Raw genomic sequence first — 16,389 nt, forward strand, 5'->3', positions numbered from 1 at the left:
AGGTAGTATCATTATTTTTAAGCAGCAGAATAATAACATAGTCGAAACCCCGGGTCGCCCCCCTTCCTTCATTAGAAGACAAAATTGTGCAAAAAAAATCCCATTCACCTTTCGGAAACGGGATATATAAAAAAATTGTACAAATTATCTGAAGATTATTTTCAACTCTTAACTCTTCTAAAAGAATGAATATCCAAGTATTAATGAGGTGGTTTGATAAGAAGAATTCCATGAAGAATAATCAACTAAAAGTCCTCTTTGGGTTAAATATCTTATTTCTACAGAATATTTATCTTTAAACTTACAACCTAAACCTAATCCCAAATATAATGCGGATGAAACATCTAATGCACTTATTTCCGAACCGTCTTTTCTAGTGAAAGTAATTTTAGAGCTTGAAGCAAAATCAAATACTATTGAAGCATTTGTGAAAATTTTGAAGGAATTATTAACAAAAAAGTAACGACGTATACCGACAGGCAATTCAACGGACTTATAATCTACCCTTCCCTGAACTTCACCTCCTACAACATTTGAACTTGGTGCAGCTTTTTCTGCTCTAAAATATTGATAAGTAGGCTCTAGTATGACAGACCATCTATTTTTATTAAATGGCAAAACAAATTCAGCCTCAACTCCTACCGTGAAAGATGAGTTAGATCCAAAATCAAAATCACGAAAATCCGAAACAGAGTTATCTATAGATAATGAGCTATTATTTACTCTTGGACGAACAGTCAAATTAAATAAATCTCTTTTTTCTTTATTCTCAAAATCAACAAATTCAGAGTTATTACATTTATTGTATTTCAAAAATAAGCTTGTTAGATCATTTTTCTTATAATTCAACTTTTCATATTCATTCTGCTTAATACTTTCACATTTTAAATCTATATAAAGCTGTTCTCTGAAATAGTTATTATGAGCGATAGAATCCTCATGTGCTAAATAAGGTTTATAAACCAGTTGTTTTATTTCAGAATCATCAATTTTATAAAAAAATCGTCTTACATTTACATCTGTAAATAAAAATAATGTTGCATTTCCTTCTATGAGTACCTGTAAAAATAATTTTTCCTCATTAAAAACAGGTTTTTTTTCCTTACTCATATATTCAATAAACTTACTTGATCTGTCTATTTTGACTACAGAACGAATAAACTTACTTTGACCATTTATTCCAAATTCTTTTACAGTTTGAATATCGGCATTTTGAACATCCTGATTTTGCAATAATTTATATCTAAATTCTAACGGTGTATTTTTCCAATCAATATTTTCGATTAAGCAATCTGTTTTTTTTCCATCATCAGTAATAAAATATCCATTTTCAAAAGCGATTTGTGAATAAGAATTAATACTTAAAATTAAAGCAATAGTTAAAAATAAAATTTTTTTTTTCATTATAATTTATTTGGGATTATGAAGATTTACTAGAATCTTTTTAGCTTACCTTATAATATCATGCAATTGTAATAAACATAATTTATTAAGAATAAAATGACCCCAAATGTATGATATTTTTTAGTAAAACTATTTAGTTATTAAAATCTTGGGCAAAAAAAATCCCGCTTCACAAGAAACGGGACTTAGCATTGATATTCTCTTTTTTTTTATTTTTAAACTGTTGCTTCTATTGGCAACGGAATTTGATTTTTAAGCAAATCTTCAAAAGTTTCGTGAGCTCGAATCAGGATTCCCTGACCGTTCATCCATAAAACCTCAGCCGGTTTGTATCTTGAATTGTAGTTCGAAGACATGGAGAAACAATAGGCTCCCGCGTTTCTGAACGCTAAAATGTCACCTTCTGTAATTTCCGGAATTCTGCGGTTGTTGGCAAAAGTATCGGTTTCGCAAATGTAGCCTACCACGGAGTAAAAACGCTCTTTTCCTTTCGGGTTCGAGATGTTTTCGATATGATGTGAAGATCCGTAAAACATTGGACGAATTAAATGATTGAAACCACTGTCGATTCCGGCAAAAACTGTTGAAGTTGTTTGTTTTACCACGTTTACTTTTGCTAAGAAGAAACCTGCTTCGCTCACAAGGAATTTCCCTGGTTCGAAAATCAACGTTAGATCTTTACCATATTCTGTACAGAAAGCATTGAATCTTTTAGATAATTTTTTACCTAGTTCTTCAATATCCGTTTCGATATCGTCTTTTTTGTAAGGTACTTTGAATCCGCTTCCGAAATCTAAAAACTCCAGATTTTTGAAATTTTTAGCGGTGTCGAACAAAATTTCAGCAGCATACAGGAATACTTCGATATCTAAAATATCAGATCCCGTGTGCATGTGAATCCCTACAATATTCATTTTGGTGTTCTCTACAATTCGCAATAAATGCGGCAACTGGTGCACAGAGATTCCGAATTTACTATCGATATGCCCAACAGAAATATTAGCATTTCCACCTGCCATTACGTGAGGATTAATACGAATACAAACTGGTGTTTGAGGATATTTTGTCCCGAATTGCTCTAAAATTGATAAATTATCAATATTAACCTGTACTCCCATAGCGGCAACTTCTTCAATTTCTTCAAGAGAAACGCCGTTTGGTGTAAAGAAAATTTTGTCAGGGTCGTAGCCAGCATGAAGTCCTAATAAAACTTCCTGAATCGATACAGTATCTAAACCAGACCCCATGTTCTTTAATAACTGAAGAATCGCAATGTTAGACAATGCCTTCATGGCATAATTAACTCTTAACTTCTCCACCTTAGAGAAAGCTTTAGTTAATCTGTTGTACTGAGATTGGATTTTTTCAGCATCGTAAACATACAATGGACTTCCAAATTGGTCTGCTAACTGCAGTAAATCTTTTGCTTGCATTTTTAAACTTATTTTAAGCAAATTTATTACTCTTTTATCTACCAGCAAATAATTTATAGAAAAATAACAAATTATAACAAATTGTTTGTTTTTTAAACTATATGTGAGTTTTGTTTAAATTTAAAACATTTTGAAAATTTGTGAAAAATAATAATAAAAAAGCAAAACGGCTATCAATATTGACAGCCGTTTAGAAATTTTATTGCATAATTATTACACTCCAGGTAAATCTCCACCTTCTTTAGTAGGCAAATCAGATTTGCCCATTAAATAAATATCAACCTGACGAGCAGCTTCTCTACCTTCAGAAATAGCCCAGACAATCAAGGACTGCCCTCTTCTCATATCTCCTGCTGTAAATATATTAGGCACATTTGTCTGATAATTATTTGCTTTATAGTTGCTTCTGAAATCAATTTCCAGTCCTAATTGCTCACTTAACGTTTTTTCAGGTCCTGTAAATCCAAGTGCCAGTAAAGCTAAGTCACAAGGCCATATTTTTTCAGATCCTTCTACTTCAAGTAATTCAGGACGCTGACCCGGAACCATTTTCCACTCTACTTTTACTGTTTTCAAAGCGATTAATTTACCATTTTCGTCTTTGATAAATTCTTTCGTATTGATTAACCAGTCTCTTTCACAGCCTTCTTTATGAGAAGTAGATGTTTTTAACTGCAATGGCCAGTAAGGCCAAGGAGTTGATGCACTTCTTCCAACCGGCGGTTTTGGCATAATTTCAAAATTCGTTACCGATTTTGCCCCTTGGCGGTTTGATGTTCCAACACAGTCAGAACCTGTATCACCACCACCAATCACGATTACATCTTTTCCGGTAGCCAATACCTGATTTTCGATTTTTTCTCCAAAAACTACTTTAGTCTGCTGGGTTAAGAAATCCATTGCCTGAACCACACCGTCTGCATCAGCTCCAGGAGTAGGTAAACCTCTTCTTTCAGTAGCTCCTCCACAAAGCACGATAGAATCGAATGCTTTTAGATCTTCAATGGAATAGTTTACACCTACATTAGTATTTACTTTGAAGGTAATTCCTTCAGCTTCTAAAATAGCGATACGTCTGTCGATAATTCCTTTTTCTAATTTGAAATTTGGAATTCCGTAACGCAACAAGCCTCCAATAGCATTATCTCTTTCAAAAACAGTAACAGTATGACCTGCCCTGTTTAATTGCTGAGCTGCTGCTAAACCAGCTGGGCCTGATCCTACCACCGCAACTGTTTTACCAGTTCTTACTTTTGGTGGCTGTGGTTTGATCCATCCTTCTTTAAAAGCACGCTCCACAATGTTTTTTTCTATATTTTCGATAGAAATTGGCTCTTCAATAAGTCCTAACACACATGCTTTTTCGCATGGCGCCGGACACAAACGTCCTGTAAACTCAGGAAAATTGTTTGTTGAATGCAAAATCCATGAGGCTTTTTGCCATTCTTCCTGGTACACCATGTGATTGAAATCGGGAATTAAATTCCCAAGAGGACAACCACTGTGACAAAAGGGGATACCACAATCCATGCAACGAGAACCCTGAGTAATAATTTCAGCTTCACTCAAAGGAATCGTAAATTCATTATAATTCGTTACACGTTCTTTAACTTCTATATATGATTCGTCTTGTCTTTCGAATTCTTTAAAACCTGTTACTTTTCCCATTGTATTATGCTGTTAATTCTTCTACCATTTGTTCTTCTGTTTCCAGACGTTTCAACGCTTTTTTGTACTCTGTAGGCATCACTTTTACAAAATTGTCTAAGCTTCCTGCCCAGTCGTTTAATAATGCTGTACCTCTTGTACTGTTTGTGTACTGAACGTGTCTTTCGATCAAATTTCTTAGGTCGTCAGCATCAGCGCCTTCAACTGTCTCAAATTCGATTGTTTCCGTATTACACAATCCGTTTTTAAATTTGTTTTCAGGATCATAGACATAAGCAATACCTCCGCTCATACCTGCCGCAAAGTTACGTCCTGTGTTACCAAGCACCACAACTTTACCTCCGGTCATGTACTCACAACCATGATCTCCAACACCTTCCACTACAGCAATCGCTCCAGAATTACGTACTGCAAATCGCTCTCCGGCTATACCATTGATATAAGCCTCTCCCTCGATTGCACCAAATAAACAAACGTTTCCAACAATGATATTATTCTCAGCTACAAATGTTGCATTTGCAGGCTTTTTAATAATTAATTTAGCCCCGGACAAACCTTTACCTAAATAATCGTTCGTATTTCCTTCTACAGTAAATGTTAGTCCATGAGCACTGAAAGCGCCTAAACTCTGACCTGCAGAACCGGTAAAATTAACATTCAAGGTATCCTCAGGTAATCCAAGGTGACCGTATATTTTAGAAATCTCATTACTTACAATAGCACCAACAGAACGGTTTATGTTGTTAATTGGATAAGATAACGTCATTTTTTCTTTTCTGTACAAAGCACGATGCGAATCTCTAAGGATTTGGAAATCCAATACGCCTTCTAAACCATGATCCTGCTTTTCCGTATTACGGATCGGCATTTTTTTGTAAGCATCAGGTCTGTGTAAAATCGAAGATAAATCTAGTCCTTTAGCTTTGTAATGCTCAATTGCTTTGTTTGAATTGATTTTATCTGTCTGACCTACCATTTCAGCTAACGTTCTGAAACCTAACTGAGCCATAATACCTCTTAATTCTTCTGCAACATAGTAAAAGAAATTAATAACGTGCTCAGGAGTTCCTTTGAAATTTTTACGCAAATCTTTATCCTGAGTCGCAATTCCGACAGGACATGTATTCAGGTGACATTTACGCATCATAATACAACCCGAAGCGACAAGAGGAGCCGTTGCAAAACCAAATTCTTCAGCTCCTAACAAAGCAGCGATAGCTACGTCACGACCTGTTTTTAACTGACCATCACATTCTACAACGATTCTGCTTCTTAAGTTATTTAATACTAAAGTCTGCTGCGCTTCTGCTAGTCCAAGTTCCCACGGAAGACCAGCGTGTTTTAATGATGTTAAAGGAGAAGCTCCTGTTCCACCGTCATAACCTGCAATTAAAACAACATCTGCTTTGGCTTTTGCAACACCGGCAGCAATTGTTCCAACACCAACCTCAGAAACCAGTTTCACATTGATTCGGGCTTCTCTATTGGCATTTTTCAGGTCGAAGATTAATTGTGCCAAATCTTCAATAGAGTAAATATCGTGGTGTGGCGGAGGAGAAATCAATCCCACAAAAGGAGTTGAGTTACGTGCTTCTGCAATCCATGGCAATACTTTTTCTCCAGGTAGCTGACCACCTTCTCCAGGCTTAGCACCCTGAGCCATTTTAATCTGGATTTCTTTTGCATTTGTCAGATAGTGGGAAGTAACCCCAAAGCGTCCGGAAGCAACTTGTTTAATAGCCGAGTTACGACTGTCACCATTTACATCCGGCTGGAAGCGCTTTCTGTCTTCCCCGCCTTCGCCTGAATTGGATTTCCCTCCAATACGGTTCATTGCAATGGCTAAATTTTCGTGTGCTTCTCTTGAAATAGATCCGTAAGACATTGCTCCCGTTTTAAAACGTTTTACAATTTCTGTCCAAGGCTCTACTTCTTCTAATGGAATCGGATTTAAATTATCAAATTCAAACAATCCACGAATCGTCATTAAGCTTTTCGCCTGATCGTTAATAGTATTTGAATACACATCATAACTATTCTGATCGCTTAATCGAACAGCCTGCTGTAATTTTGCGATGGTAGTAGGATTAAACAAGTGTCTTTCTCCGTTACGTCTCCATCTGTATTCTCCTCCAATATTCAAACCTAATCTACTCGAAATCAACTTATCAGGATAAGCATATTTGTATCTTTCTGTAATTTCTTTTTCGATTTCGTATAACCCTATACCCTCAATTCTTGAAGTAGTATATGGGAAGTATTTTTCAACGAATTTAGAATTGAATCCAACAATTTCAAAAATCTGAGAACCTCTGTACGAATGCAAAGTTGAGATTCCGATTTTATTCATAATTTTCAAAATTCCTGAACCAATTGCCTTATTGAAATTATCAACTGCTTTTTGTTCTGAAATTCCGGTAATAAATCCTTCCTTAACCTGAACACGAATAATTTCATTTACCATATAAGGATTGATCGCACTAGCACCGTATCCAAATAATGTAGCAAAATGATGCGGTTCGCGAGGTTCAGCAGATTCCATGATAATATCAAAGTAAGAACGCTTACGCAAACGGTTCATCTGGTGATTTACATACGAACAAGCCAATAAAGCAGGGATTGGAGCAAACTCTTTATTCACTCCTCTATCAGAAAGAATAATAATATTGGTTCCTCTTTCTACCGCTTTTGTAATTTGTACAATAATAGCATCCAAAGCATTTTCTAAACCGTTCATACCCTCAGCTTTAGGATATAAAATTTTAAAAGTTTCTGCTTTGAAGTTATCTATAGAAATCGTTCTGATTTTTTCTAAGTCACCGTTAGAAATAACCGGATTCTGAATTCTTAGTTTACGGCATTGCTTACTTGAAATATCAAAAATATTACGATCCTGACCCAAGTTCAAAGCAATATCCGTAACAATTTCTTCACGGATACCATCTAACGGGGGATTGGTTACCTGAGCGAATAATTGTTTAAAATAATTAGGAATCAACTGCGGCCTGTCTGACAACACTGCAAGAGGTGTATCAATTCCCATAGATCCCAAAGCCTCTTTACCTGTCTGAGCCATTGGTGTAATTACATCCTGAATATCTTCTAAAGTATAATTAAAAAGACGTTCTCTTGTAGGCAGATCACTTGTTTCAACCGGGCAAACATCTGATGTTTCAGGAACATCTCTTAAGTGTAATCTGTATTGGTTCAACCATTCCTGATAAGGTCTTTCAGAAACAATTTTACTTTTAATTTCTTCGTCATTGATGATACGGCCTTCATTCATATCCACAAGGAACATTTTACCAGGCTCTAATCTACCATGGCTTTCAACATCTTCTGCAGGCACATCAACAACCCCAATTTCAGAAGCCATTATTAATTTACCGCTTTTTGTAACTGTATATCTTGAAGGTCTTAGTCCGTTACGGTCTAATAACGCTCCTACATAATCACCATCTGAAAACGGTACAGAAGCAGGTCCATCCCATGGCTCCATAATACAAGCATTGTATTCATAGAATGCTTTTCTTTCAGGAGACATTGTTTTGTGTTTTTCCCAAGCTTCCGGAATCATCATCATCATTACTTCAGGCAATGATCTTCCTGTATGCGTTAACAACTCCACAACCATATCCATAGAAGCAGAATCTGATTTACCAGGTAAAATAATTGGGAATAATTTATCTATTTGTGGCCCGAAAACCTCACTTTTCATAATTTCTTCACGAACACGCATTCTGCTCACATTACCACGCAAAGTATTGATCTCCCCATTTTGACACATATATCTAAATGGCTGAGCCAACTCCCATGTAGGCATTGTATTAGTAGAAAAACGCTGATGAACTAAAGCCAAACGTGTAACCAAGTCCGTTTGTTGCAAATCAGTATAATACGGCCCAATATCTTCAGGCATAATAATACCTTTATATATTATAGTCGTTGTAGATAAACTTGGAAGATAAAAATAAGAGCTTTGGGATATTTTTGAATTTCTGATGCTATGCTCCGTAATTTTACGCGCTGCATATAATTTTGCTTTAAAAATAGCATCTTCTATAGCTTCACTCTTACCAATAAAAATTTGTTCAATAGTTGGTTCTGATGCCAAAGCAATTTCTCCCAGCTGAGAAGAGTCAACCGGTACCGTTCTCCATCCTAAAACAGAAAGTCCCTGCGCTTTAATTTCTTTTTCAAAAACTTCTTTACAAAAATCGTATTGATTTTTAATTTTTGGTAAAAATACCATCCCAACAGCATACTCACGTGCAGCAGGCAATTCAAAATCACATATCCTCTTGAAATAATCATGAGGAATATCAATTAAAAGTCCAGCTCCATCTCCTGTTTTTCCATCAGCACTCACTCCACCTCTGTGTTCCAGCTTAACTAGAATCTCAAGAGCATCATGAATAATTTGGTTTGTCTTTTCTCCTTTAAGATTGCAGATAAAACCAGCTCCGCAGTTTTCATGCTCGAATTCTGGCAAATAAAGACCTTGTTCTTTTAGTTTCATTCTTGATATTTTTTTTTTACAAAAATAAAGATTTCATTAAATATAATGTACCAAAATCACACTTTGCCTCATATTTTTATAGGAATATTAGAAAAAGGGTTCTTAAATGATAATAATATTATAGAACCCATTGTGAATTGCCAAAATCACAATTCGTTTTAAATTATATTAAGAAAAATCAACAACTTTACCTGAAAACATGTTGCTTTTATGCTAATTCTAAAACGATATAGTGGTTAAAAATTAACAATGAGGATATATTAGCTTAATCTTTTTTTTGACTTTAATTAAATTAATTTAACAAAGTAAGATTGGTTTATTATTAATTAAAAAAGATTTTAGTTTTTAGTTCAATTTTGCTACTTTTGTTGCACTTTTATTCTGAAATAAATTCAGAACCAGACAAATTCTATATTATGAACATACACGAATATCAAGGAAAAGAAATTCTAGCGAGTTACGGAGTACGCATTCAACGCGGAATTGTAGCTAACAATGCGGTTGAAGCTGTTGCTGCTGCAAAACAATTAACTGCTGAAACCGGAACAGGATGGCATGTAATTAAAGCACAAATTCACGCAGGTGGTCGTGGAAAAGGTGGCGGAGTTAAACTTGCTAAAAACTTACAACAAGTTGAGGAACTTGCAGGACAAATTATCGGAATGCAATTAATCACTCCTCAAACTTCTGCTGAGGGTAAAAAAGTAAACAAAGTTTTAGTAGCTGAAGATGTTTACTATCCTGGTGAAAGTGAAACTTCTGAATTTTATGTTTCTGTTTTGTTAAATAGAGCTACAGGACGCAACATGATTATGTACTCTACTGAAGGAGGAATGGATATCGAAGAAGTTGCTGAACACACACCACATTTAATCTTTACTGAGGAAGTTGATCCTTCTGTAGGTTTACAAGGTTTCCAGGCCAGAAGAATTGCTTTTAACTTAGGTCTTTCTGGAAATGCTTTTAAAGAAATGGTTAAATTCATCGATGCACTTTACAATGCTTACATTGGTTCTGATGCTTCTATGTTTGAAATCAACCCTGTATTAAAAACTTCTGATAACAAAATCTTAGCTGTTGACGCCAAAGTTAATATCGACGATAATGCTTTATACAGACAACCTAAATACGCTGAAATGAGAGATATCCGTGAGGAGAATCCAATCGAAGTTGAAGCTAAAGAAGTTGGTTTAAACTATGTTGACCTTGACGGTACTGTAGGATGTATGGTAAACGGAGCTGGTCTTGCAATGGCGACTATGGATTTAATTAAATACGCTGGTTTTGAACCTGCTAACTTCCTTGACGTAGGAGGAACTGCTGATGCTAAACGTGTTGAAACAGCCTTCAGAATTATCTTAAAAGATCCAAACGTAAAAGCAATTTTAATTAACATCTTTGGAGGAATCGTTCGTTGTGACCGTGTTGCTCAGGGAGTTGTTGATGCTTACAAAAACATGGGAGACGCTATTAAAGTACCAATTATTGTTCGCTTGCAGGGAACTAACGCTGAAATTGCAAAAGAATTAATTGACAACTCTGGTATGCCAATTTTATCTGCAGTTCAATTCCAGGAAGCCGCTGACCAGGTTAAAGCTGCTCTTTCTTAATTAAAATAAGAAATAAATTTATATATAAAATCCATTCCATTTTGCGGAGTGGATTTTTTTTAACCGCAAAGCACGCAATATTTTTTTCTCACTGCTACAATTACAAACACAAAGTTCGCAAAGATATATCAGATAACTTTGCGAACTTTGCGTAAACCTTTGCACTCTTTGCGGTTAATTATTTCTTATTCTTACCGTTTTTGTAAACTACTTTTTCTACAACAGATGGTTTTCCATTTCCTTTTGGAAATTCTTTCTTTTTAGGTTTTTTAGCTGTCGAACCAGACTTTGAAGAACTTTGATCACCTCTTCTTCTTTCACTGTCTTTTGGCACAGCTTTAAACTCAGGTCTTTCTTTCGTATTATCTTTCTTCGGAATCTCAGCTTTATGCTTTGCTAAAACATCATTTGGATTTTTTGGATTTTCTTTTGTTCCTCTTAAATGAATTACCAATCCGTTTAAAAAGTTACGCAAAACCTGATCACCGCATTCCATATAGTTCGGATGATCTTCTGCTCTAAAAAAAGCCCCTAATTCTGATTTTGAAATTCTAAAATCTACCAATTCTAAAATTTCTACTATTTGATCATCACGTAACATTAAAGCCACGCGAAGTTTTTTTAAGATATCGTTGTTTGTCATTTTTTGTTTTGTTTCAGGTTTGAGGTTAAAGTTTTATTTATCTTCCCTCATTATCGTTATTTTGCAAAGGTACACTATTTTAAAAGGAAATATTAGAATAAAATCACACCTGTTCCTTTACGGTCCGGATAATATGTTCTACCATCCATTATCCTTACACCAGTCGCAATATCTTCTTCCAATAATAATGAGCCATCCATATCAACATAATCCAATTCGGGCAATAAATGTGCGATAGCGGAAATCCCAACTGTAGATTCTGTCATACAACCTACCATCGTTTTCAAGCCCAGTTTTTTTGCTTCAGTAATCATTCTCCGACCTGGTGTTATTCCGCCGCATTTCATTAGTTTAATATTTACACCGTGAAAACAATTATGACATTTTGCAACATCTGATTCTGTGATACAACTTTCATCGGCTATAATAGGCAAAACAGCATTTTCAAAAACTTCCTTATGCCCTTCCCAATCATTAGCTTTTAAAGGCTGTTCAATAAATTCGACACCTAAGTTTTTTAAAATAACTGCATTTTTCAAAGTTTCTTCTACAGTCCAGGCGCAATTTGCATCTACCCTAAAAACAGCATCAGTATACTTTCGTAACTCAGTTACAATTGCAATGTCTTCAGGAGTACCCAACTTTATTTTATAAATCGGCCACGGAAATCCCTTCATCTTCAGGATCATTTTTTCAATAGTATCAATCCCAATGGTATAATTCGTCAATGGATTATGGCTGATATCATAATTCCACAATTCATACAGTTTTTTGCCATTTTTTCGTGCATACAAATCATTATACGCATTGTCCAGAGCACATAACGCAAAAGGATTATGTGTTAAAAGCGAATTTATTTTCAGCCAAAATTCTTCTGGTGTTTCATCATGCGATTCTTCTACAATATCACGAATTTTCTCAATATCTCTCTGCAAAATTTCTACTGTAATACCATAATACGGATTCGATGTAGCCTCTCCATACCCTGAAACCCCATCATCCTGCAATTCTACGATTAACGAAGGCTGAAAATCAATGGATTTCCTCGAAATTCTAAAAGTGTGTTTTAGCTTTAGCTTATAGGTTCTTAAAATTAATTTCATACACAAACACTTTTACAATTTATTTTAAACCGGATTCGACGATTTTAATACTTCAGACATTGCGTTGGCCTTTAGCAAACATTCTTCATATTCTTTTTCAGGAACAGACTGAGCCGTAATAGCGCTTCCAACGGAGAACGAAACATATTTATTTTCCTGATTATATAAAATACTTCTAATTACAACATTAAAATCAAAATCTCCTTCGGGAGTAAAATAACCAACTGCCCCGCTATACAAACCTCTTTTGGTTTCTTCCAGGCTTTCAATGATTTTCATTACCGAAATTTTTGGTGCTCCTGTCATACTTCCCATTGGAAAAGTTGTTTTCAAAACATCTACAGAAGAATACTGAGCATCTAATTTTGAAGTGACCGTCGAAATCATTTGATGTACCTGCAAAAAGGAATAAATTTTGCAGAGTTCCTTAACTTCTACCGACCCTTTTTGTGCTGTATGCGACAAGTCGTTTCGAACCAAATCTGTAATCATGATATTCTCTGCACGTTCTTTTGCATCGTTTTCAAGATTTCGTTTTGATTCTACATCCTGATTCAGATCTTGAAATCGTTTTGAGGTGCCTTTTATTGGCTGCGAAATAATGATATCACCGGTTTTTTTCAGATAACGTTCAGGTGATGCCGAAAGCAAAAATTGTTTATTATTTTTAAAAAAAACCGAAAAAGGCGCTTTTGAAATCTCATTTAGTTTTTGAAATTTTTCCAGCGGATTGATAATCGCATTTTCAGCATAAAACTCCATACAAAAATTAGCTTCGTACATATTACCTGCATGAATATGTTCCAGCATTTTTGTTACTTTCTGAAAATATAATTCTTTTGAAATTCGTTGCTGCACTTCGACTTTACCCAACGTTTCAAAAGAATCATTTTTACTTTGAATAATTTCTTCAAAATCCTCTTCAACTTCATCATCACAAAGCAACAAATAACTGATTTCAAGCTGATTTTCTTTCAATAAAAAAATCTTTTTTGGCTGAAAGAAAAATAAATCCGGAAAATTAAGTCCGTCAAAATTAGATGATTTTAAAGATTCCGTGTCATTCTTAAGATCGTAAGACAAATACCCAAAAAGCCAGTCTTTAGTAGTTTGCTGATACTGTTTTAAATCTTCAAACGCATTATGAAAATCGGTTTTTAAAGACGTAAAAGCATCAACAGCCATCAAACAATCGAAACTGGAATATTCTTGAGGATAGGAATTACTATCCAAAAAAATAACCTCTCGAAATTGTTGTGACCAACTTAAAAGCTGTTGCTTAAACTGCTCCGGATCCGGAATATGCTTGTGAATGGAAACTCTCAAAAATGAATCAATTTTAGATTTCAAAATTACGACAAAAAAATTCCTTCAATAAAGTAATCTTAAAAAAATATTGGCACGCTTTTTAGTACACGAGATTAACGTCAATTTATTAATCTTTTTAACTATAAAATCAAAATTACTTACACTATAGCATATTTATTAATCAACGCTTTTAAACCTTTTATGAAAACAATTGTAAAATTAAGCCTGACCTCATTGGTAATCATCACATTACTATTTTCCTGTAAAAAAGCAGACTCAGCATCCTCTGATTCAAGCGCAGAAGATCGTGCAGATGTCGAATCAGCAGAATCATCTTCATCAGAAACAGATCAACAACAACAAATTCAGGCTGGGCAAATTACCGCCGGTGAATGGAATGACTTAAGCAATTGGAAATTTTGGGAATCTTTAAACTCAAATTCTGAATTCTCTGAAATGAGTGATTATTGGAAATATTACTTAAAAGACAGAATTTCTGTAAATATAAAATACGATTCAGAAAATGTAGTCGATGTACCAGTTTCATTAATTAATTCTCAAAATGAAATCATCTGGTCATCCAGAACTAACAATAAAGGAAATGCGGAATTATGGCCTTCTCTAAAAAATAAAAACCAGTCTGGCAATCAAAATTTAAAAATAAAAATTGGCAATCAGGTATTTAAAAACATTCTCACATACAGCGATAAAAAGGTCAATCGATTAGTTTTAAAAAATTATTCTGAGGAGAACACAGAAAAGAAGATCGATATCGCCTTTATGGTTGATGCAACAGGCTCTATGGGAGATGAACTAGAATACCTGAAAGAAGAACTAACCGATGTTATTTCAAAAGTACAACGTAAAAATCAAGGCGTTACCGTAAACATGGGATCTGTTTTTTACAGAGACAAAGGAGAAGATTATGTAACAAAAGTATCTGATTTTTCTACAGATATTGATGATACTGTTAATTTTATAAAAGAGCAATCTGCTGAAGCTGGCGGGGATTTTCCGGAAGCTGTTGAAACCGCATTAGACAAATCAATCAATGATTTAGAATGGTCTGAAAATGCAACTTCCAGAATTCTGTTTCTTGTACTTGATGCCCCACCTCATTATGATGATCAGATTATTTCAGAAATTCATGATTTGATTGCAACAGCCAGTAAAAAAGGTATCAAAATCATTCCAATAACTGCTAGTGGAATTGACAAAGAAACAGAATTTTTAATGCGTTATATGGCAATTGCAACTAATGGAACATATGTTTTTATAACCAATGACAGCGGAATTGGAAATGACCATCTTGAGGCATCTGTGGGAGATTATCAAGTAGAATATTTAAATAAATTAATGGAACGCTTAATTAATGAAAGTTTAAAATAAATCAGAGCTTAAAATTCAGCAAAAACTAATAAAACTGTTAATAAATCAGCAATTTCATAATAAAAAATTTACTATATTTGATATAGAATTCAATTAATCTCAAAACGAGACATAGTTGATTACTAAATACTCCAATATAATAGCGTTTTATAATTAATTATTTGTTATAAACGTAAATTTTAGATTATAGATTTCAAGCACATAATTTATATTTTTTAACCTTAAAAAATCCTAAGCATTATGAAAATTGCTACTATTATTGTTCGCGTTTTAATCGGCCTTTTGCTACTTTTCGCTTCCATCAGCTTTTTCTTTAAGCTGGCACCTGAACCAGAAGTAACCGGAAACTTTAAAGCTTTTAATGTAGGTCTTGTTGCATCAACTTACTTACTGCCTCTGGCAAAATCAATTGAATTACTTTGCGGAATTGCTTTCGTCACGGGACGTTTTGTAACATTAGCCAATATCCTGATTTTGCCGATAACCGTAAACATTTTATTCATTAATTATTTCCTTGCACCTGAAGGTCTTCCTATTGCCGGATTATTATTCTTAGCAAATTTATTTCTAATTTACAGATACTGGGATAATTATAAAAGTGTTTTTACTCCATGATTTAGATTCAAATTTAAAATACAAAACCCGATAGACTTTAAGAATCTGCCGGGTTTATTTTTTTTAGTTTGCTTTGTCGTGTTTTACCCAGACTAAATCAGACGTTTTATATCCAATTTCCTGTGCTTTTTTCAAATAAGCCGTTTTAATGTTTTCAGGAAGTATAGTTTCTCTCGAAAGTATCCACATGTATTTTAAACTTTCTCCGGCAACCAAAGCATATTTATAATCCTGGTCAACTGCAATTACATTATATCCGGAGTAAAAAGGACCAAAAAAAGAAACCTTCAACATCCCTATATTTTCTTTTTCAACGAATTTAGCTTTTCCAATACTTTGTTTCCACTTATTTTCTTCAACCTCATACCCTTTGTTATCTACTTTTATCGTTCCGTTATCATTTAGGGAATATTCTGCAGTTACGTTATTTAAACCTTTTTCATATTTAAAATCCAGTCTGGCAATTTCATACCATTTTCCAAGGTATTTAGCTTTATCAAAATTATTGACAACAGTTGCTTTTTCCGGAATAGTTGAGCCACAGGAATAAAGCAAAAAAGCGATTCCTACTCCAAGCAAAACTGGAGCTATATATTTATTTTTCATGATGTTGGCTTTTAAAATTAATCAAAGATAACATCTAAAAAAGAAAATCATTTTACAGAATTTTTTATGCTTATTACATATTGCAAAACAA

General features: G+C 34.3%; 11 protein-coding genes. 3 read left to right on the plus strand and 8 right to left on the minus strand.

All coding sequences use genetic code 11. The features are described 5' to 3' along the window. Positions 1-177: 177 nt before the first annotated feature. From ACNC7R_RS16380 to gltB, 4 genes are all read right to left on the minus strand, one after another. A complete protein-coding gene (locus tag ACNC7R_RS16380) occupies positions 178-1,404 on the minus strand; it encodes a tRNA modification GTPase (protein ID WP_417942121.1) in 1,227 nt (408 codons plus the stop codon). Positions 1,405-1,619: 215 nt separating this feature from the next. Then, positions 1,620-2,837 (minus strand): diaminopimelate decarboxylase, encoded by a 1,218-nt coding sequence (lysA, locus tag ACNC7R_RS16385; RefSeq protein ID WP_417942122.1) that lies wholly within the window; start codon positions 2,835-2,837, stop codon positions 1,620-1,622. Between the two features lie 213 nt (positions 2,838-3,050). Next, positions 3,051-4,505: a glutamate synthase subunit beta gene (locus tag ACNC7R_RS16390; RefSeq protein ID WP_417942123.1), complete on the minus strand. Its 1,455-nt coding sequence runs from the start codon at positions 4,503-4,505 to the stop codon at positions 3,051-3,053. 4 nt (positions 4,506-4,509) lie between these two features. Further along, complete coding sequence (gene gltB / locus ACNC7R_RS16395; RefSeq protein WP_417942124.1) at positions 4,510-9,024, minus strand: glutamate synthase large subunit; 4,515 nt, start codon at positions 9,022-9,024, stop codon at positions 4,510-4,512. Between the two features lie 416 nt (positions 9,025-9,440). On the opposite strand from gltB, the gene sucC reads away from it, so the two are divergent. Next, positions 9,441-10,634, plus strand: a complete 1,194-nt coding sequence (gene sucC / locus ACNC7R_RS16400) for an ADP-forming succinate--CoA ligase subunit beta (RefSeq protein WP_417942125.1) — start codon at positions 9,441-9,443, stop codon at positions 10,632-10,634. A gap of 178 nt (positions 10,635-10,812) precedes the next feature. Here sucC and ACNC7R_RS16405 read toward each other — a convergent pair whose 3' ends face one another. From ACNC7R_RS16405 to ACNC7R_RS16415, 3 genes are all read right to left on the minus strand, one after another. Continuing rightward, the gene (locus ACNC7R_RS16405) at positions 10,813-11,277 is read right to left on the minus strand and encodes a DUF1456 family protein (protein ID WP_417942126.1); all 465 of its coding nucleotides are present in this window, start codon (positions 11,275-11,277) and stop codon (positions 10,813-10,815) included. Positions 11,278-11,369: 92 nt separating this feature from the next. Beyond that, a complete protein-coding gene (locus ACNC7R_RS16410) occupies positions 11,370-12,380 on the minus strand; it encodes a dipeptide epimerase (protein ID WP_417942127.1) in 1,011 nt (336 codons plus the stop codon). 24 nt (positions 12,381-12,404) lie between these two features. After that, complete coding sequence (locus ACNC7R_RS16415) at positions 12,405-13,706, minus strand: anthranilate synthase component I family protein (RefSeq protein ID WP_417942128.1); 1,302 nt, start codon at positions 13,704-13,706, stop codon at positions 12,405-12,407. Between the two features lie 183 nt (positions 13,707-13,889). On the opposite strand from ACNC7R_RS16415, the gene ACNC7R_RS16420 reads away from it, so the two are divergent. Beyond that, positions 13,890-15,077: a vWA domain-containing protein gene (locus tag ACNC7R_RS16420; RefSeq protein WP_417942129.1), complete on the plus strand. Its 1,188-nt coding sequence runs from the start codon at positions 13,890-13,892 to the stop codon at positions 15,075-15,077. A gap of 240 nt (positions 15,078-15,317) precedes the next feature. Next, complete coding sequence (locus ACNC7R_RS16425) at positions 15,318-15,692, plus strand: DoxX family membrane protein (protein WP_243234573.1); 375 nt, start codon at positions 15,318-15,320, stop codon at positions 15,690-15,692. Positions 15,693-15,755: 63 nt separating this feature from the next. Here ACNC7R_RS16425 and ACNC7R_RS16430 read toward each other — a convergent pair whose 3' ends face one another. Continuing rightward, complete coding sequence (locus ACNC7R_RS16430) at positions 15,756-16,298, minus strand: lipocalin family protein (RefSeq protein WP_417942130.1); 543 nt, start codon at positions 16,296-16,298, stop codon at positions 15,756-15,758. Positions 16,299-16,389 lie beyond the last annotated feature (91 nt).

This window comes from Flavobacterium adiutor (genome assembly GCF_048282555.1).
In the GTDB taxonomy this organism is placed as follows: domain Bacteria; phylum Bacteroidota; class Bacteroidia; order Flavobacteriales; family Flavobacteriaceae; genus Flavobacterium.

Coding starts and splice junctions, on each gene's coding strand:
- ACNC7R_RS16380 (WP_417942121.1), bottom strand. CDS start 1,404: ATGAAAAAAAAAATTTTATTTTTAACTATTGCTTTAATTTTAAGTATT.
- lysA (WP_417942122.1), bottom strand. CDS start 2,837: ATGCAAGCAAAAGATTTACTGCAGTTAGCAGACCAATTTGGAAGTCCA.
- ACNC7R_RS16390 (WP_417942123.1), bottom strand. CDS start 4,505: ATGGGAAAAGTAACAGGTTTTAAAGAATTCGAAAGACAAGACGAATCA.
- gltB (WP_417942124.1), bottom strand. CDS start 9,024: ATGAAACTAAAAGAACAAGGTCTTTATTTGCCAGAATTCGAGCATGAA.
- sucC (WP_417942125.1), top strand. CDS start 9,441: ATGAACATACACGAATATCAAGGAAAAGAAATTCTAGCGAGTTACGGA.
- ACNC7R_RS16405 (WP_417942126.1), bottom strand. CDS start 11,277: ATGACAAACAACGATATCTTAAAAAAACTTCGCGTGGCTTTAATGTTA.
- ACNC7R_RS16410 (WP_417942127.1), bottom strand. CDS start 12,380: ATGAAATTAATTTTAAGAACCTATAAGCTAAAGCTAAAACACACTTTT.
- ACNC7R_RS16420 (WP_417942129.1), top strand. CDS start 13,890: ATGAAAACAATTGTAAAATTAAGCCTGACCTCATTGGTAATCATCACA.
- ACNC7R_RS16425 (WP_243234573.1), top strand. CDS start 15,318: ATGAAAATTGCTACTATTATTGTTCGCGTTTTAATCGGCCTTTTGCTA.
- ACNC7R_RS16430 (WP_417942130.1), bottom strand. CDS start 16,298: ATGAAAAATAAATATATAGCTCCAGTTTTGCTTGGAGTAGGAATCGCT.